The organism is Dyadobacter sp. HNCC25DJ184, from assembly GCF_056895215.1.
This window is the reverse complement of the sequence record NZ_JBXHAQ010000013.1, coordinates 160012-178145: the sequence shown is the minus strand read 5'-3', so window position 1 is coordinate 178145 and position 18134 is coordinate 160012. Positions and strand designations below refer to the sequence as shown.

The following is an 18134-nucleotide window of genomic DNA, read 5'->3' as shown; positions in this document are numbered from 1 at the left end:
AAAAGCCCATTCCATGAAAGTTATAGCATATAGCATAAAGGACTTTGAAAAGCAGCCATTAGCCAAAGCCAATCATAAACGGCACGATATTACATTAATATCCAACGCACTTAGTATAACCACCTGTGATTTCGCTGACGGGAAAAAGGCAGTTCTTGTTTCTTTGAATGATGATGTTTCCGCACCAGTAATCAACAAGCTTGCTGACTTGGGCATCAAATACATTGCAACAAGGTCAACCGACTCAGACCATATCGACAAAAATGCAGCTAAATCACGAGCAATAAAGCTGGCCAGTGTTCCTGCTTACGCCCCGACCTCAATTGCTGAACACGCAGTTGCTATGGCTATTGCTCTTCACCGTAACCTTGCAAAAGCCGAAGAGGACAGCCATTGGTTTAATTTTGACTTGGATGTTTCGACCGGACTTCCGTTTTCAGGAAAAACAGTGGGAATAATCGGACTGGGAAACACAGGCCAGGCTGCGGCCGCGATCTTTGACGGTCTGGGATGCCGAGTGTTAGGGTACGACATTGTGGCTAACAATCTGGAGAAAGTAAACCAGGTTTCGCTGGAAACCTTATTTCATGAATCAGACATCATATCCCTTCATTTGCCCCTATCGCCGGAATCTCGGCATATGATCAATGCATCGAGTATAGCACTCATGAAAGACGGTGTTATGTTAATTAATACCTCACGGGGTGCGTTAATCAATACCCTGGAGCTACCCCACGCCCTGGATCAGGGGAAAATCGGTTATCTCGGAATGGACGTTTATGAATTTGAAGACTCCTTGTTTTACACTGCTCATCCCACAGACACCTATAAAAATCCATTGCTTATGCAGTTGCTGAAATACCCTAATGTCATCATCACGCCACATCAGGCATTTTTCGCCAATGAAGCCGTTGCACAGATCGCAACCACAACCATTCAAAATCTGAATGACTGGGAAACTGCAGCGAAGAGTCATTAACCCATATCCTGTTTGGTACGGAAGTCGAATCATCCTTACCCCATTTCCTTTTCACCCAACGCGCCGACCCCACATAAAGATATTGTCCTAATAACGCTTCCCACAATATTCTGGACAGCCTCTCTAATTCAAAATATTGCTTTTATCTGATCCAGTTATATCGCAACCGCATCGCCAAAGATGCCAATTACCAATTTCCATGAAAAACCGACCTGGATATAAGCATGTAAAGTAAGAGTACCGCCCCAAATAGAACGGTTTTCTATCTTTCTTTTATGAAGCTCAATCCAAGGTTAAGACTTTCATTAAAATCACCAATCGTAGCAGAGCTTAGGGTAATTTGAATTTTGGACCTGATAATTTTAAATTCGTTATGCAGCGGACACGGTTTTGTTTCGGAGCAATTCTTGAGCCCCAGGCCACATCCGATAAATATATTATCTCCGTCAATTGCCTTTACAACGTCGGCCAGGGTTCTTTTTTGAGCAGTTTTGTCGATATAAAATCCGCCGTTTGGCCCTTTGACCGACTGTATAAGCCCTCTTTTGCTGAGATCCTGAAGAATTTTTGCAATGAAATGAACCGGCGAATCAATACCTGCAGCGATATCCCGTATACCAATTTTGGCCCCGTTTTCCGATTTCTGAGCGATGAAAATTACCGCCCTAATCGCATATTCACACGTCTTGGAGAAAACCATCTTTCATTTTAGTTAAATGCAAAAGTAACGAATCCGTTCAAATAAAGATATAAAACTCTTTTTTGAAACGTTAGCCCGCTTGCATTCGGTTCAGGGTTAGTCTTATATATCCTTATTAGGCTTATATGGATAATTCTTCACCCGATCGGCTCAATAATAAAAGATAAAAAAGTCTTTTATTATTGAGTTTTGTCACTACCTTTGCAGCACGAAACAATCGTGAAGCTCAATGGATACAAATAAAAGACAAAAAGGTGTTTATATATTTTAATTAGCGTTTATAAGCAAACATGAACACTTATTTCAGACAACCAATGCAGACAGCCAATGAATTCTCATAAAGGCATAGGCATTTCGGAAACCAATTGTAATTTTTAGTATTTAGATCAAACAAAATATGATGACGACAGATCAAAAAAGCCTCATAAAGGCCACTGTACCAGTTTTAAAGGAAAACGGTTTGCTATTGACCGACCATTTTTACAAACGGATGTTCAAACACAATCCAGAGCTGAAAAACGTTTTCAACATGGGCAATCAGCAAAACAGCAGACAACAAACAGCACTCGCCATGGCCATTCTGGCCTACGCGGAAAATATTGAAAATCCGGCGGTTCTAATGCCGGCAATTGATGGGATTGGGCAAAAACACATCAGCCTGGATATTCGGCCAGAGCATTATCTGATAGTAGGAAAACACCTGATCGCTTCCATCGCCGAAGTATTGGGCGAGGCCGCAACACCACTTATCCTGGATGCCTGGGAGGTCGCCTACAACCAACTTGCCCAGATCATGTCCGGGCATGAGCAAAAACTGTACAGCAAACAGGTTCAAAAACAAGGCGGCTGGTCGGGCTGGAAACCTTTTGTGGTGAAAGAGAAAATTATTGAGTCAAGCGAAATCACTTCATTCCATTTATATCCGGCCGACAACGGTCCGGTTGCTGACTTCACGCCGGGGCAATACATCAGCGTTCGTCTTTTCATACCGGAACTCAATTTATTTCAACCCCGACAATACAGTATTTCAAGCGCGCCAAATGGCGAATTCTACCGTATTTCTGTAAAAAAAGAAGTTTCAGCGAATCTTAATCCCGATGGGATTATCAGTAACCGGCTTCACGATTTTGTCAATACAGGTGATATCATTGAGGTTTCAGCGCCTGCGGGAAACTTCACACTCAATATTAAAAATGATAGTCCGGTTGTTTTCATCAGCGGTGGTGTTGGACAAACTCCGTTGATCAGCATGCTTGAAAACCTGATTAATGAAGGAAGCAAAAAACACAAAACCTGGATTCACGGATGCCGTGACGAAAGCGTGCACGCTTTCAAAGATTTCATTGATTACTGGGCAGGTGAAAAGGAAGAAATAAAAAAGCACATATTTTATGACCAGGTCGATGAGCGATCAGCCTCTGAAAATATGTACCAGGGCTGGGTTGACCTAAATTTAATATCCCCCGACGTACTATCTGAAAATGCAGAATATTACATCTGTGGGCCTGGTGCGTTTATTTCCAAGCACTATAAGGAGTTGTTGGACAGAGGTATCAAAAAGGAAGCGATTTATTTCGAAGAATTTGGCCCGCAAACATTAGTGTTATAATCAGAGTTTAGTTAAAACGAGACCTGAATTTATCAGACGGGAGTCAGCCGTGACTCCCGTCTGATAAACTCAAGCATAATCTAGGTACCAACCTCAATACGCCTGATATATAGCTCGACGGTATTTGTTTTGTTAGGCAAGATGGATCGTCATGTAGTTTAAGGCATTTTGAAAGAGTCTTCCGGCCTTAGGCTCTGCTTACCAGCTGTCGGGAAATTCGCTGGTACAGGAAAAGTCACCTTCCCTGTCGCGAGCCACTCCGCCGCTCTGACAACCGTTGTCTGATAACCCACGCATCGATAAGCGGGTGGATAGCTCTCGCCCTTCCAAAGATGTCCGAGACTTGAATTGTATACCCGGCCCTTTCCATATCTCACAACCCATTCCACCGGCCAGGTTCTTTTGGTACTTGTACTATCATAGGCGTAGGAAAGTACTGTAATGTTTTCTGCCGGTCCGCGCGGAAAATAGTAAACCTCTGTATTGGCAGTTTGCCAATCATTGGGATATCCTTTGTTTATAGGATGTGGCGTCAGCACCTGGATCAACGCGTTAAATCTTTCGCCATGGCCGGTTCCTTGCCCTATCCCCGGCTGAATTCTGGTGATGTTTTTTAGTGAATCAATTTCCAAAGCATAGCCTTCGGCAGCCCGCCGCCAGCCAAGTCCGATCATTTTGTCATATTCCTTCCAGTGCGAAAATGCATTGTTGGCAGAATGAAGTATATACAAACCACCGCCGTTTCTTACATATTCTTCTAATTGCTTTTCGGCCTGTTTTGACCATCGCAATCTGGAATTTTGGATGTTGTTGGTGTTTTGAATAATAACGGCATATTTGCTGAAATTTGGGTTCCACTTATTTCGCTCGATACTATCTGCCGGAATCGTGCTTACATCTACTAAAAAATGTCCGCTTTCTTCCAGTATCCATTTGGTCACGGCTGTGGTTTGTTTCCAGTCATGGTTACTGAACCCGTCGACGATCAGGACAGAGACAGGTTTCTTTTTCTGTGCGAAAATACTCAATGAGACTAAAGCGCAAACTGCGAAGGCAACACAAGTTTTAAGCATAACCGTATCATTTAATTAATTTTGTCTTTCAATCTTGTCTCCCAGCCGGAAGAAATCAAAATCGGCATACCCCCCCGCGTTTTTACTTGCATAGTTGAACAATCCATACCGATATCCCATAAAATGAGGAATGGTGTAAGACATTTTTATGGACTTCCCAATGGGGAGCCACGACTTTCCATCCAAGCTATAAGAGAAGCTGGCTACGTCTTTTCTTTCCATGAAATCACAATCCACCTTGAAAAAGACTATATTTTTATTGAATGGGACACTTTCAACTTCCTCAGCCTTGCCCGAAACTGAATTGACCATAACGATGGATGAACCATCACTGCCAACTTTGACGCCCACAGTACCATAATTTTTTTGTAAAAGTCCCAAACCTGCAAAGTCTCCATATTTCATATGCGAAACGTCAATGGAAACAATTGCTGAGGACTCCGGCCCAAATGTACGCTGGGTCAGCGTATTTCTTGCACTCACAAAGGATGTATCAATCCGCCCTGTTTTGAGACGGAGAAATCCCTTCCGTTCCGAAATCGACCAGAGTTGATTATCCGGATTATGATTCCATTGCCAAACCAGCGGCAAGGAGGCCTCTCCTTTCTTGCGGGAAAACTCATCGGAAGCAACAATTCCAGGGATTAAACCTCTGTTGGCAGGCAGCTCAAGTGTTTCCGGCACTTTTCCCTGATTGCCCAATACTGGCCATCCATCTTCCCAATTTACGGGAACCAGGTAAGGAATACGACCAACGGCACCATAATCCCTGAAAAGATAGGCATACCATTTCCCGTCCGGAGTGTCGATCAGTCCGCCTTGTGCTACCCCCAGATCCTGTAAAGCAATGCGCCCTTCATAAGAACCTGTAATTTTATCTGCCCTATGGACGAGAACGGTACGCATCCCGCCTTTTGGCCAGGAGATATTAAATAAATAATATTTACCATTAACCTTAAAAAGCTGGGAACCCTCAGCTGGCAATCCCCCTCCTGTGCCAGAAGGTAAATTTGCATTTTCTATAATAACCTGTTCAACTGCGCCTTTTTTCACAGCAGAAGCATCCGCTTCCAGCTCAATTATCTTAATTTTTCCAGAACCGAAAACCATATAAACCCTTCCATCGTCATCAAAAAACAGGCTGTGATCATGGTACGAAGGCGAGAATGACGAAACTTTCCACGGTCCATTTTCAATGTTTTTTGTTGTAAAAACGTATGTTTTTCCAGTGGTCTGAGCGAAGGTCGTGACGTAGAACAGGCCGTTGTGATAGCGAAAACTGCTCGCCCAAGAGCCTCTCCCATAGGCGCTTTTTCCATTGGTCAGCGTGAGTTCATCCTTGTTGGCCAGCGTATCATAAGCGTAGCTTACCAATTGCCAATTCACGAGGTCCTTTGATTTCAAAATTGGCAATCCCGGACTCATGTGCATGGTGGTGCTGCTCATGTAGTAAATATCTCCTACGCGTAACATCGCCATGTCCGGCACATCAGCATAAATGATCGGATTTTTTGCTTTTTGCGCATTTGATAAAATCGATATCAAAAAGAAAACACAGAAAAACAAGGTGTTCAGATATTTCTCCTTCATAAGATTAAAAGGTACGCGCCGCTTCCGTTATTCGATCGGCCCGATAAGTTCTACAAAATTTCCATCTGGGTCCTGCACCAACACGAAGTGAGCATCTTTGTTTAATGGTGTAGGTGAACTTCCCATAAAAGTGACCTTCCGCTCTTTCAATCTTTCAATAATGGGCTTCAATGATTTGACATGAATTGTAATATATTGCATACCTGTATCATCCTGAATGAATTTTTGCTGAGGGTGTGAAGCCTTTTTACCGAAAGTCATCAATTTCCACTCACCAGCCTCTGGACTATCTTCAAGTTTCAGAATGTTGACATCGGTAGCCACTCCTCCCGTCAGTCCACCGCGTTTTCCAAATTCTCCATCAATAGTGAAGTTACCGACTTTAATCATCCCAATTCCATTGACATAAAAGTCCAGTGAGCGAGCCATATCCGCGACAACCACGCCGACTCCAATTGATTTGCTGGTAAAATTGGACTGAGAAAAGGCTGAATTGCTTATTAGTAAAGCATACAAACCAAAAAAAAATTTATTTCGGAACATTGGTATAGGTTGTTAATTCAAAAAGTAAACAAAACGGATTTTGCATGAAACTACCCAAGACTTTATTTTGATACCCCTTTGAACATTGGATCGTTACCACTGTATTTCAGATATTTAAAAGAGGCCAGACTGTTAGTTGGCTCACCGGAAGAGGTTGCATACATGCCAAACAGACATCCGATAAAACCTCCCGCGACTTGCGTGCTCAGAAATTTTGCGTCCACCTTGTCTTTAAGCAATTCCCATGAACCACCTTTTGAAAAATAAAAGTTATAAAAACCGCCTTCAGCTACAATTCGCAGTCTAACGGGTTTGGAAGCATCAGCTATCGGCATTTGAGAAAGCAATTCCATGCTCTTTTTATCCGCACCGCTTTTGTAAAGCTGCACTTCCGGTTTACCATTTTCGACGGATTTACCAATAAAATAAAAATGAGATTCATCTTGAAAAACGGTAAGACCTGCTTTTTCTTTATCTGATTTGGGTGAAAAATCAAGTTCTGTATCAACCGTGCAGTACAAATGCTGCTGACGTTTCCCGATGAATGAAGGATTGCCCAATTCCATGATAGTCTCGGGCTTTAATTTCATGGTTAGCCCATTTTTTTTGGATAACGAGAAAGCAGTGCTATCAATGGTTCTCATAAAAAGCAGAGCAGGATCCAGTGCCTTTTCGAAAGTAAGGGTATATTCAAAATTGCCTGCCTGTGGAAGGGCGCCTTTTTGCTTTACTTCTTTATAGTTGGCTGTGTATTCATATTTAATTTCTTTGCTTCCCGGATTAATGATCGGCCAGTCATTTCTCCATTCCACGGGCGCTATGAAAGTTTCTCGGCCAGTATTGTAAAAATTGCCTTCATAGGGTCTTACTGCCAAGAAAATGGCGTATGTCTTACCGTCCGGCCCATCGACAAACTGTGCATGACCAGCCGACGTAATCGGATCTTTGCGGTCATCAGGAAGTCCTTTTTGTGTTAAGATCGGGTTATTTTCATAAGGAATGAATGGTCCCCAAACCGACTTACTACGAAACACGACCTCTGTATGATTGACGGATGTACCACCTTCAGCAGCGTAGAGATAATACCAGCCATTTCGTTTCATAATATGCGGCGCTTCAATCCAAACTGGTTTTTTACTCAAATCCACACCCCCATTGACCAACTGTTTTTCGTCGCCAATTACTTTTAAAGTGACCGGGTCGATTTCATAGATCCGGATCGTTCTGTGACCTGGATACAATGACTTTCTTTCAGGAGGATCGCTGTTGTAGATAATGTAAGCTTTATTGTCTTCATCGAAAAACAAAGAAGGGTCTATACCACGTACCTGCGGAACCCGGACGGGATCGCTCCAGGGGCCGGCCGGATTTTTAGCGGTGACAACAAAATTTCCGTCATGATCAATGTCCGTACAAGTGACATAATACGTGCCGTTGTGATAGCTGATTGCCGGCGCGAAAAGCCCTCTCGTCAACTTCTCACCCATGAAATCCATCTGTGACGGCCTACTAATGACGTTCCCAACCTGCTTCCAGTTTTTCAGGTCTTTACTGTGAAATACCGGAATGCCGGGAAAATAGGAAAATGTGGAGTTTACAAGATAATAATCTGTACCAACCTGAACCACGCTTGGATCCGGATAAAAACCCGTCAAAATCGGGTTGACCAGCGTAGTTGTCTGAGCCAAAACGGCGTTTCCCAAAAAAGTAAGCGCAACCAGTATTGCCGAGGTAAAATATTTACTCATCTTTTATTAATCTTAATCAACGATTTGAATTATTATAATGCTTAGCATTCTTGACCGAAAATTATTCTCATATATATGCCAATGACTTTAACTTTCACATCCCAACAGAGTTCTCGCACTGTGCACTTTCTAATATTGGATAGCATACAAACTGGGTTCCGAAATCATTTCTTGAATCAATAGTAATGTGTCAAATTGACACTTCCATACAATAGTATAAACTATTCTATAAAAAACAAAATTATTTCCCTCTAATATTTAAATATCGATTATTTCGCTTTCAGTAATGACGGTATTTTTACAGCAAATGAAGTTCCACAGGAAAGAGCGGAAACTCAACGAAATCGAGGAAATCATGCCCGCAGGCCGGTAGCTGGAGGAAGAAGCGATTGCAATGGCAAGAACTTTTGGCAAGCCTTGCCGAGGGACGCTGAAAAAACTCGATTAGAATAACACTAAAAAATCTGTGGTCGAAGTACGGTTTGCATCTAATGGCGCCCTACAGTCTCAACAACTGTCGCCCGGATATCTTCCAGTGTTATAGCTAGTTTAAGGTGAGGATATGCATTACTTCAATATGGAAACTAATTGAATGTCTCTCACATTATTTAGTATTAGTCATAGACGACCCGGTTATAAATCGATCAGCCTAATGATTGAAATCAAACTCTTCATTGTTTCCATGAACCGCAATGGTTCCTTTTGATTTCGGATTTTGAATAGTTAGTGTCCCAGCAAACTCCATTCCTGAGGCCAGCTTTCTTTGTTTTTTAACATCAAGAACCGCCGAATAAGAATCGCCGGAATATGTGTCCACGTAACCGTCAGGTCGTAATCGTCTATTTTTCAGATATAGAAATTTGTATTGCCCATTCAACTTAATTAGAGCAAGTTTTTTTTGACTTGCGTCGACAAGAAAAATTGTTTTACCTGAGAATAGTGACGTATCCCGATAAGTGTAGAAACTGCACCCTCCATCTATTTTTATAGGTGCATCAGTAATATATTCAAGCTTTAAACCAGAGTTTTGAAAAAAAATTGCTCCATACAATATCAGTATGGTGGAAATATAGACTTTCATAAATACGTAGTTCAAATAAGAATAAATCAGACTGGTATCCTACAAAAATGTAACAACTGTCACGCGAAAGCAACAGCATGCCTGCCCAAGCGGTTAAATCCCAATACCCATTTGGCAAGAATCCAGCTGACGCTGAATCAAATCTCAGAAGGCTCCGGGTTGATGTGGCTTCTTTTAGTGTGGCAAACTTTCTCTAAAACGTCCATAAACCCACGTCCCTGCCACAGCACTAATCAACGTGACGAGCACAACGGTGGCACCCATCCCGATTTGTGCGAAAAGTGGTCCGGGACAAGCACCGGTCAATCCCCAGCCCATCCCAAAAAGCAAACCGCCGAAAATCTGTCCCCTATTAAACTTCTTGTCCGTAAAGATGATTCTATCTCCTGAAATAGTCTGGATATCAAAACGCTTGATGAGCCAAACTGAAACCATTCCGACAACAACGGCACTCCCGATAATACCATACATATGAAAAGATTGGAGCCGGAACATTTCCTGGATCCTAAACCAGCTTATCACTTCGGCTTTGACAAATAACACGCCGAAAAGCAATCCAACCATCAGATATTTCAGGTTGTAATACCACTTGTGCTGCTTATCACTTTCGTTGATACAAATTGAATCTGTGGCCCGTATATCATGTTCACGGTGCTGGATAAATTTTACCTTTTTTGAATTTTCCATTATTGAATTATAAAGATAATATGAAAGGCAATATCCAGTTTGCCATAACAAATCCGCCAGCCATAAAACAAAGCGTCGCTACAAGCGAGGGCCACTGCAGCGTGGAAAGCCCCATGATAGCATGACCACTGGTGCATCCTCCGGCGTAACGCGCCCCGAATCCAACCAGAAAGCCCCCGCCTACCATCATGATGAAACCGGGAAGTGTCAGAAGTTTGTCCCAACTCACCAGATCAACGGGAACCAGTGACGAAAAATCCGTTATACCATATACGCTTAATTCTTTCACCAGCGTTGGATTGAGTTGCATTGGTTTTGGATTGGCCAGAAATGTCATCGCGATCAAACCTCCGAAAAAGATACCTGACACAAAAAATATGTTCCAAAGCTCCTTTCTCCAATCATATTGAAAAAACGGGATATTTCCCGGTACACACATCGCACAAAAATGGCGCAGCGATGATGAGATACCAAAGGATTTATTACCAAGGATCAACAAGGCAGGCACTGTGAGCCCTATCAGCGGCCCGGCCACATACCATGGCCAGGGCTGTTTGATTATTTCCAGCATAAAATAAAGTTATCGCTATTGAATTTTTTTTCTGAGTTTTTCCCAACCACCTCCGTTGTAAACCTCTATCCCGGCCACTTTCAGCACTTCTGTGGCCACCTCACTCCGGGCACCACTCCGACAGCAGGTAATGATCGGCTTTCCACCTTTTTTTAAAAACGCCGCCTTGCTGTTTATGGTGCCCAACGGCATATTGACGCTGCCTTCAATGTGGCCGGATGCGAATTCCTGCGGGCTACGCACATCAACAATAAGTGCGCCGTTGTCAATCAGACTCTTGAAGTCTGTCCTGTTATGTCCGAATAATACCGATATAATTCCCATTATCTTGTTAAAGAAGTGTATTCGGACAAACGTAATTACTTACTGCGAGCTGACCTGACTCTTTTATCGCCTTGAAGCCTCCTTTTACGTCGATCAGATTATTATATCCTCTTGCTTTCAGGATAGAATTGAAGATCATGGAACGGTAACCGCCCGCACAGTGTACGAAGTATGTTTTATTTTTATCGATCTGTGCCAAATGCTCATTGATGTAATCAAGTGGCATGTTCTCTGCGCCAATGACATGTTCAGAACCAAATTCACTGGCTTTGCGCACGTCCAACACCACATTTGACGGATCACTTTTCAGGCGGTCCTTCATCTGCTCTATGGTCACCGATTCGATCTGGTCCACTTCCTTACCCTCTTTCGTCCAGGCATCGATCCCGCCTTTCAGATAGCCGATTGTATGGTCATATCCCACCCGAGCAAGACGTGTCACCACTTCTTCTTCCCTGCCCGGATCGGTGATGAGCAATATTCTTTGTTTGATATCAGGTATGAGTGTTCCTACCCACGGCGCGAAACTTCCATTAATTCCAATGTTGATGGAGTTGGGTATGAAACTTTTGGCAAAAATTTCTGCATCCCTTGTATCGAGCATCACCGCGTCCGTTTCATTTGCTGCCGCTTCGAAAGCCGCCGGTTCCAGTGCATGTGTTCCGCGCTCGAGCACCGTGTCAATGCTTTCGTAGCCTCTGATATTCATCATCACATTTTCAGGAAAATACGCCGGTGGCGGCATCAGGCCATTTGTAACCTCTTCAACAAATTCGGCCTTGGTCATACTCGGCCGAAGGGCATAATTGAACTTCTTCTGGTTGCCCAGCGTATCGGTAGTCTCCTTACTCATGTTTTTACCACAGGCGCTTCCCGCGCCATGCGCAGGATACACAATAATATCATCAGCCAGTGGCATAATCTTATCACGCAAGGAATCAAAAAGATGCTCGGCCAGTTTTTGCTGTGTCAATTCCGGTGCCACCTTCTGAGCTAAGTCGGGGCGACCCACATCACCGATGAATAGGGTATCGCCTGTGAAGATACCTGCCGCCTTCCCATGCTCATCTTTTAACAGGTAACAAGTGCTTTCCATCGTGTGCCCAGGAGTATGGAGTACCGTTAAGGTAATATCGCCCACTTTTAGTATCTGGCCGTCCACCGCCACTACAGCATCAAAACCCGGATTGGCCGTTGGCCCGAATACGATCCTTGCGCCAGTTTTTTCAGCCAGATCAATATGGCCCGATACAAAGTCGGCATGAAAGTGCGTTTCAAGCACATACTTTATTTTGGCACCATCTTTTTCAGCTCGGTTGATATAAGGTTCCACCTCGCGAAGCGGATCGATCACTACCGCCTCACCGTTACTTTCGATATAATACGCGCCTTGTGAAAGACAACCCGTATAGATTTGCTGGATTTGCATACCCCGTATTTTAAGATTTAAAGTTCTATTTGAATTAATATTGTAAAGTTCGGGATGTTGGGCCAGGCCGTCAGTGACATTTATCACCTAGCAAAAAATCGTCGATAAAATTTTTCAATTCAGACAAAAACCTTCGGATCCTCTGGCTATATTGTTCATAATCTAGATACGGAGTGAGAAGGATCCTGCTTTATAAATGGAATGAAGCCCGTAATTTATTTGAGGTTCAGTAGCTCTGATGATATGATATAAATCCCCATAACCAACACAAACCAGCCAAACCCTTTTTTTAATGACGCAGCATCAACCCGCTTTGATATCATGCCGCCAATCAGAATTCCCGTGATCGAGATAGCAGTAATTTTTAGTAAAAAAATCCAGTCAATCATAAAATGACCAATATCGCCGGCAAATCCGATCAGCGAATTAAGGGCGATGATCAGAAGCGAAGTACCAACTGCTTCTTTCATGGGCATTCCAAGCACCAGTACCAAAGTTGGTATGAGAAGAAAACCTCCGCCGGCTCCCAAAATACCGGTGGTTAGTCCGATGCCCACGCCGCTCAATAACATCCTGATTATATTGCCTTTCAAATCACATTCAAGACACCCTGGTTTTCTTTCCTTACTTCTGATCATGCCCACGGACGCTGCCACCATTAGCACTGCGAAAAGAATCATTGTCAGTATAGGTTCGGTGATCTGGAATTCGCCAATTTTGAAAAGGTCTTTGGGGATTATCGGAATCAGAAATTTACGCGTCAAAAAAACCGTTGTGATAGATGTGCTCCCAAACAGGAGCGCAGTTCTAATCTTAACAGTACCTTTACGGAAATTGCTGTAAGCTCCGACAAGACTGGTTGAACCCACAATAAAAAGGGAATAGGATGTTGAAACGAGCGGACTAATCCCGAACATGTATACAAGTACCGGCACGGTGAGTATAGACCCTCCCCCTCCGATCAGTCCGAGTGAAACCCCAATGAATATAGATGCCAGGTAAGCTGCTGTTTCCATTTTAATATAAATTGTCATACAAAAATCAGAAGCACCGCACAGCCGGAAAGTGATAAAAGTCACATAAGACAAACTATATTGTTTTCAACTTTACAAAAAAGGTGCACGCCACCCCATCTTCTGTTCTTTGTCAAAAGCACAATTTGGAACTTTTTAGAAATGCTTTGATTTATAAAACTGCGTTTGATTAACCATTTTGCTGATTATGAGTGAAAATATTTCGCATTATCTTGATACAGTCTTCCCTGATTTTGAGCCAGAACTAAAGCAGCATTTAACGATGGCTTGCATCCTGAAAGAGATCCCTGCCGGAGAGGTGATCATGCGTACTGGCCAGTATATCAAACATACCGTGCTTATTGGCAGCGGAAGGGTAAAACTTTATCGTCTTGGCGATGATGGTGAAGAAGCTTTCATTTACGATCTGGATCCGGGAAGTGCCTGTGCATTGTCTATGATCTGTAATACAAAACAGGAAGCCAGCGAAATTATGGCCAGAGCAGTCGAGGATACCGTGGCGATCATGATTCCGATCCAGTTGATGGACGAGCTAATGCAGAAATATAAAACCTGGTACTATTTTGTTATTGCCAACTATCGGGCCCGCTTTGAAGAACTGCTGACCGTTTTTGACAATGTCGTTTTCAAAGGTATGGATGAGAGATTGGAATTTTATCTGAAGAATCAGTTTCATAGTCGTAAGGTTAATGTTATTTCCATTACTCATCAGGAAATTGCCAACGACTTGAATACCTCCAGGGAGGTCGTATCAAGGCTGCTAAAAAAAATGGAGCAGGGCAAAAAGATCAGGCTGCTGAGAAATAGCATCGAATGGCTGCCAAAATAAGATGATAAAGACTGGTTTCCACGACATGCTTTGACTGAGGAAAACCACATATTACATATATTACGATCGGTAAAATAAGGCTTCACTAGCTTGTCGAAAGAAAGACGTATTACAGGGCTACCTCTAAAAAATCAGGAAAACGATAACGCTGGTAGAAGAATACAAACCGTAGTACCACGGCCGGCAGCAGAATCAACTGTAAGCTGTCCCTGGTGCATGTCAATAATCTTCTTGGCAATAGTAAGTCCCAATCCGAAGCCCGGAAGGTTGCCGACATTAGCAGCCCTCATCATAGGCAGAAATACATCGTCCAACTGTGCCGCAGGAATACCAATCCCCTGGTCTATCACTTTCATCATAACCAAATTGAGATCGAAATCAACAATCATCGAGACGGGTTTATTTTGAGAATACTTGCTGGCGTTTTCCAGTATATTATTAAGTACTGTTCGAAGTAGCGTCGAATTTCCAAGGATTCGAAGTGCCGAAGCATTTTCTGTAAAACTATCGGTTAGTTGAAGTTCAATCTGCTGGCAGGGGTGCTTTTCACCAAAATAGGTGATCGTATCCAGTATGGTATCGACAATATTAATATCCTCCCTGAATTGTCCGGCCTGTAACCCTTCCACTTCAGCCAGATGCAACAGCGAGTTCGCGAGGTTAATCGCGCCTTCCAAACGTATCAGGGCCTTTTCTAAACTCTGTTTCGTGTCAGCCAGATCTTGATCGTAAGCCAAAGACGTTTCCAAAACACCTTTCACAACTGTGAGCGGTGTACGAATTTCGTGCGAAGCATATGCGACAAAATGCTCTTGGCTCATCGCCAGCGTTTGCAGCCTGCTCAATAATTCATTGAAAGAACTTGCCAGATAAGCCGCTTCGTCGTTTCTGGAATGGGTGGAAAGACGAAAAGAAAAATCATTTACCGCCGCTGGATTCATCTGCCCTATAAGACCATCAAATGGTCTAAGTGCTCTTTGAGCAAACCAAAATCCCACAAAAGCTACAATGACCAGCATCACAATATTGCCGCTGATCAGTATAAAAAGTAAGCTTTCATTGGCCTGTCTGCCTGTCAGATCATAAGCAGTTACGACGGAGACATAGCGGATCCCGGCTATTTTGAAAGAAAGTGCAACGCCTTCCTTCGGTGCTGGCCAAAGTTTTGAATTATACTTGAAATACACCACACTATGCCTGGCTTGATCAAGTAGTTTAGGTGTTAACGGGAAATCGTCATCGCCTGAGGAATGATAAACGAGTTCATTCTTGGCGTTAAATATTTTTTCATGCTGCTCGGGCAGCGTAAGATAGCTTGACCGATGAAACTCGAGCCGATTTTGAAAATAGAGCTGGCCGGCCTGTGCACGTCTCTGAAGCCGGTTGCGCATCAATGACCTCCGGTAAGATTCGTAATTCTGAAAAATGAAAACAGAGAACAAAAGAAGGAGCGTTGCCACCAACACACCAAAACCTATAGTTATTCTGCGTTTGATACTCATGGTTCGGCCCCAATCATATAGCCAACTCCAAAAACAGTGTGAAGAAGCCTGGGTTCAGAACGGTCAATTTTTCTTCGCAGATAGTTTACATACACATCCACCACGTTTGTATTGGTGTTAAAATGAACGTCCCAAACATTTTCAAGGAGGTCAATTCTGTTAATTACCTTTCCCTGATTGAGCATCAGATATTCCAATAAAGCATATTCACGTGCCGTGAGGTCAATCCGCTCGCCAGCCCGCCAAACCTTGTGTGAATCCGTCTCAATCTCGAGATCCAGCAATTGCAGTCGCTTAGGTCGCGGAGCCTTGGATGGGTGCCTTCTTGCCAAAGCTTTCAAGCGAAACAACAATTCTTTGAAAGCAAATGGCTTTGACAAATAATCATCAGCCCCCGCCTCGAAACCTAGCACTTTGTTTTCCAGACTTCCCAGCGCAGTGAGCATAATAACTGGGATAGCAGGCCAATTTTCTTTAATAAAGTGGCAAAGGTCGAAGCCATTCATACCTGGAAGGTTCACATCGAGTACGACAACATCAAAACGGTTTTCATTGACCATGCTACGTCCGATAATTCCGTCGAAGGCGACTGAAACCGCAACTCCTTCAGACTGCAGACCTTTTTGAATAAACTGGGTTAACTCAACGTCATCTTCAACGACTAAAACGTTCATAGGCTTTTTTCTCAATAAACTTCACATGGTAAAATTAATCATCCAGTTCGGAACCCTATCTTAAATAGGCCACTCTAATCACATTTTAATAACCCTCTAACCACCCTCTAATCGGATGCGTATTTACTTTGGACTTTGGTATTGAGACAGTGAAACATAAAGCTGAACTACCTACATATCTAGCTGAATATCAATATAATGACGCAGTGTTTTCAGAAATACCAACTAGTCAGACGCATTCTGATTACCGTGTAAGTAGCTCTGCAAGCTGCGAAGATTTCGTCTGACAGACCAAGGCTTATTTTTTAAAACAGCATTTCAAGACCAATAAGATTATATGACATATAGAGCCCCTGAATTGGCGAAGAAACTATTAAATCATGAGTAAAATATCACGGCTTTTTATCGGCATTTTTATCGCTTTCATTTACCATTCGACGCTCTCCGCCCAGGCTCTGAGCATGGAAGAGGCTGTCCAAACAACCCTTTCTAATTACCCTTCACTATCGGCAGCACAGTCAGCCCTGGAAGCGGTGCGGGAAAATGCCCGGGTTGTCAAAGACAATCGACTACCTAACCTGCGTCTTCACGACCAGATCAACATCGGAACTGCCAACGGGCTTTCCGGCTCTTACTTTTCGATGGGGATCATTGTGCCGACGTCCGGTGGACGACGTCCAGAAAATAGTTCGGATCTGGCTTCAGGCAATATTGCCTTGGCGACAGCCGACTGGGAAGTGGTTAATTTCGGACGATTTCGAGCCGAAGACCAGCTTGCACAGGCGGATATAGTTGTCGGGGAGGCGGCTTTAGAAAACGAAAAATTTGCTATCAGTCAAACCGTGATTAATACTTTTTTGGATCTGCTTTGGCTGCAAAAAACTTTAAAAATCGAAGAACGGAACCTTGCTCGTGTGGATACGGTCAGGCGGATCATCACCAATTTAGTTCATAACGGAATTCGTCCCGGTCTGGATTCCTCATTGGCTTCCGTGGAATTCTCTCGTGCTAAACTTAACTATATACAAATGCAGCAGGAGCTTCAGCGGGCTTCAATTCAACTAGCTACACTTACGGGCCGACCGGCAAAATTGCTCGAAGTTGACTCCACTTTTCAGCAGGAAGCGCTTTTAATTCAGCCTTTTGATATCAAACTTACAGCAGATCATCCGTTACTGCGCTACCGAACAGATCTGGTTAACCGACAAACCACAGAACTCGAATTGATTCGAAAAACTGCCTTGCCGAGAATATCGCTACTCACGTCAGCTTGGGCACGGGGGACAAGCCTTGATATAGACAATAACTTTGGCCCTCTGCGATCAGGATTTGGTTATAGCAGAACCAATTTTCTGGTAGGTGTTGCCGCAACAGTAAACCTGACCGACTACCACCGAATAAAAAATCGTTCTCACCTGCAAGATTGGCGAATTAAACAAGCTCGTAGCCAACTACAAACGCAGCAGCTCCAGCTTCAGAACATGCTCACTACTTCCGATTCTGTAATGGCCACTGTCCGGATGGCATTGATGGAATTGCCAACCGCACTAAGCTCAGCAGAACGCGCTTATGAGCAGCGGCTTTCGCTGTATAATAACGGAATAGAAAACATTCTTGGCCTCACTGACGCACTACAATTGTTGACGTCCGTCGAAAAACAAGCCGTCAATGTGCAGCGAAGTGCCGTCAATGTTCGCCTGCAAAGAGCCCTTGCCACAAATAATTTTGAAGACTTTTTCGCGCTTTTCCGTCGCCGGTAAA

17 protein-coding genes are annotated in these 18134 nt (G+C 43.4%); 4 read left to right on the top strand and 13 right to left on the bottom strand.

The annotated features are described in order from the left end of the window. The first annotated feature begins 13 nt into the window (after nt 1–13). The gene (locus AC1XUD_RS19425) at nt 14–979 is read left to right on the top strand and encodes an NAD(P)-dependent oxidoreductase (RefSeq protein WP_483362706.1); all 966 of its coding nucleotides are present in this window, start codon (nt 14–16) and stop codon (nt 977–979) included. Nucleotides 980–1241: 262 nt separating this feature from the next. Here the strand turns inward: AC1XUD_RS19425 and AC1XUD_RS19420 are convergent, their stop codons facing one another. Next, nucleotides 1242–1679: an RrF2 family transcriptional regulator gene (locus tag AC1XUD_RS19420; RefSeq protein WP_483362705.1), complete on the bottom strand. Its 438-nt coding sequence runs from the start codon at nt 1677–1679 to the stop codon at nt 1242–1244. Nucleotides 1680–2076: 397 nt separating this feature from the next. On the opposite strand from AC1XUD_RS19420, the gene hmpA reads away from it, so the two are divergent. Further along, the gene (gene hmpA / locus AC1XUD_RS19415) at nt 2077–3288 is read left to right on the top strand and encodes an NO-inducible flavohemoprotein (protein ID WP_483362704.1); all 1212 of its coding nucleotides are present in this window, start codon (nt 2077–2079) and stop codon (nt 3286–3288) included. Nucleotides 3289–3446: 158 nt separating this feature from the next. On the opposite strand, the gene AC1XUD_RS19410 is transcribed toward hmpA, so the two are convergent. The 10 genes from AC1XUD_RS19410 to AC1XUD_RS19365 all read right to left on the bottom strand — a co-directional run bounded on the left by AC1XUD_RS19410 (nt 3447) and on the right by AC1XUD_RS19365 (nt 13350). Then, nucleotides 3447–4361 (bottom strand): ThuA domain-containing protein, encoded by a 915-nt coding sequence (locus AC1XUD_RS19410; protein ID WP_483362703.1) that lies wholly within the window; start codon nt 4359–4361, stop codon nt 3447–3449. A gap of 15 nt (nt 4362–4376) precedes the next feature. Beyond that, the gene (locus AC1XUD_RS19405) at nt 4377–5951 is read right to left on the bottom strand and encodes a glycoside hydrolase family 43 protein (protein WP_483362702.1); all 1575 of its coding nucleotides are present in this window, start codon (nt 5949–5951) and stop codon (nt 4377–4379) included. A gap of 27 nt (nt 5952–5978) precedes the next feature. After that, a complete protein-coding gene (locus tag AC1XUD_RS19400; RefSeq protein ID WP_483362701.1) occupies nt 5979–6494 on the bottom strand; it encodes a VOC family protein in 516 nt (171 codons plus the stop codon). Nucleotides 6495–6556: 62 nt separating this feature from the next. Further along, nucleotides 6557–8242, bottom strand: coding sequence for a glycoside hydrolase family 43 protein (locus AC1XUD_RS19395; RefSeq protein ID WP_483362700.1), 1686 nt, complete (start codon nt 8240–8242; stop codon nt 6557–6559). 649 nt (nt 8243–8891) lie between these two features. Next, entirely contained in the window at nt 8892–9323 is a 432-nt protein-coding gene (locus AC1XUD_RS19390; RefSeq protein WP_483362699.1) for a hypothetical protein, read from the bottom strand. Nucleotides 9324–9497: 174 nt separating this feature from the next. Beyond that, nucleotides 9498–10010 carry a DUF6691 family protein gene (locus tag AC1XUD_RS19385; protein WP_483362698.1) on the bottom strand — a complete coding sequence of 171 codons (513 nt, stop codon included), beginning with the start codon at nt 10008–10010 and terminating at the stop codon, nt 9498–9500. A 7-nt stretch (nt 10011–10017) separates the two neighbouring features. Next, a complete protein-coding gene (locus AC1XUD_RS19380; protein ID WP_483362697.1) occupies nt 10018–10581 on the bottom strand; it encodes a YeeE/YedE family protein in 564 nt (187 codons plus the stop codon). Nucleotides 10582–10596: 15 nt separating this feature from the next. After that, nucleotides 10597–10905 (bottom strand): rhodanese-like domain-containing protein, encoded by a 309-nt coding sequence (locus AC1XUD_RS19375; RefSeq protein ID WP_483362696.1) that lies wholly within the window; start codon nt 10903–10905, stop codon nt 10597–10599. 7 nt (nt 10906–10912) lie between these two features. Then, the gene (locus tag AC1XUD_RS19370; protein ID WP_483362695.1) at nt 10913–12334 is read right to left on the bottom strand and encodes an MBL fold metallo-hydrolase; all 1422 of its coding nucleotides are present in this window, start codon (nt 12332–12334) and stop codon (nt 10913–10915) included. Between the two features lie 215 nt (nt 12335–12549). Then, nucleotides 12550–13350, bottom strand: a complete 801-nt coding sequence (locus AC1XUD_RS19365; RefSeq protein ID WP_483362694.1) for a sulfite exporter TauE/SafE family protein — start codon at nt 13348–13350, stop codon at nt 12550–12552. A 205-nt stretch (nt 13351–13555) separates the two neighbouring features. On the opposite strand from AC1XUD_RS19365, the gene AC1XUD_RS19360 reads away from it, so the two are divergent. Next, a complete protein-coding gene (locus AC1XUD_RS19360; protein WP_483362693.1) occupies nt 13556–14197 on the top strand; it encodes a Crp/Fnr family transcriptional regulator in 642 nt (213 codons plus the stop codon). A gap of 131 nt (nt 14198–14328) precedes the next feature. Here AC1XUD_RS19360 and AC1XUD_RS19355 read toward each other — a convergent pair whose 3' ends face one another. Both AC1XUD_RS19355 and AC1XUD_RS19350 read right to left on the bottom strand, forming a co-directional pair. Further along, nucleotides 14329–15699, bottom strand: a complete 1371-nt coding sequence (locus tag AC1XUD_RS19355) for a sensor histidine kinase (RefSeq protein ID WP_483362692.1) — start codon at nt 15697–15699, stop codon at nt 14329–14331. Further along, nucleotides 15696–16373: a response regulator transcription factor gene (locus tag AC1XUD_RS19350; RefSeq protein WP_483362691.1), complete on the bottom strand. Its 678-nt coding sequence runs from the start codon at nt 16371–16373 to the stop codon at nt 15696–15698. The genes AC1XUD_RS19355 and AC1XUD_RS19350 overlap by 4 nt, the downstream gene beginning before the upstream one ends. 380 nt (nt 16374–16753) lie before the next feature. Between AC1XUD_RS19350 and AC1XUD_RS19345 the strand changes: the two genes are divergently transcribed. Continuing rightward, nucleotides 16754–18133: a TolC family protein gene (locus tag AC1XUD_RS19345; protein WP_483362690.1), complete on the top strand. Its 1380-nt coding sequence runs from the start codon at nt 16754–16756 to the stop codon at nt 18131–18133. Nucleotide 18134: the final 1 nt, after the last annotated feature.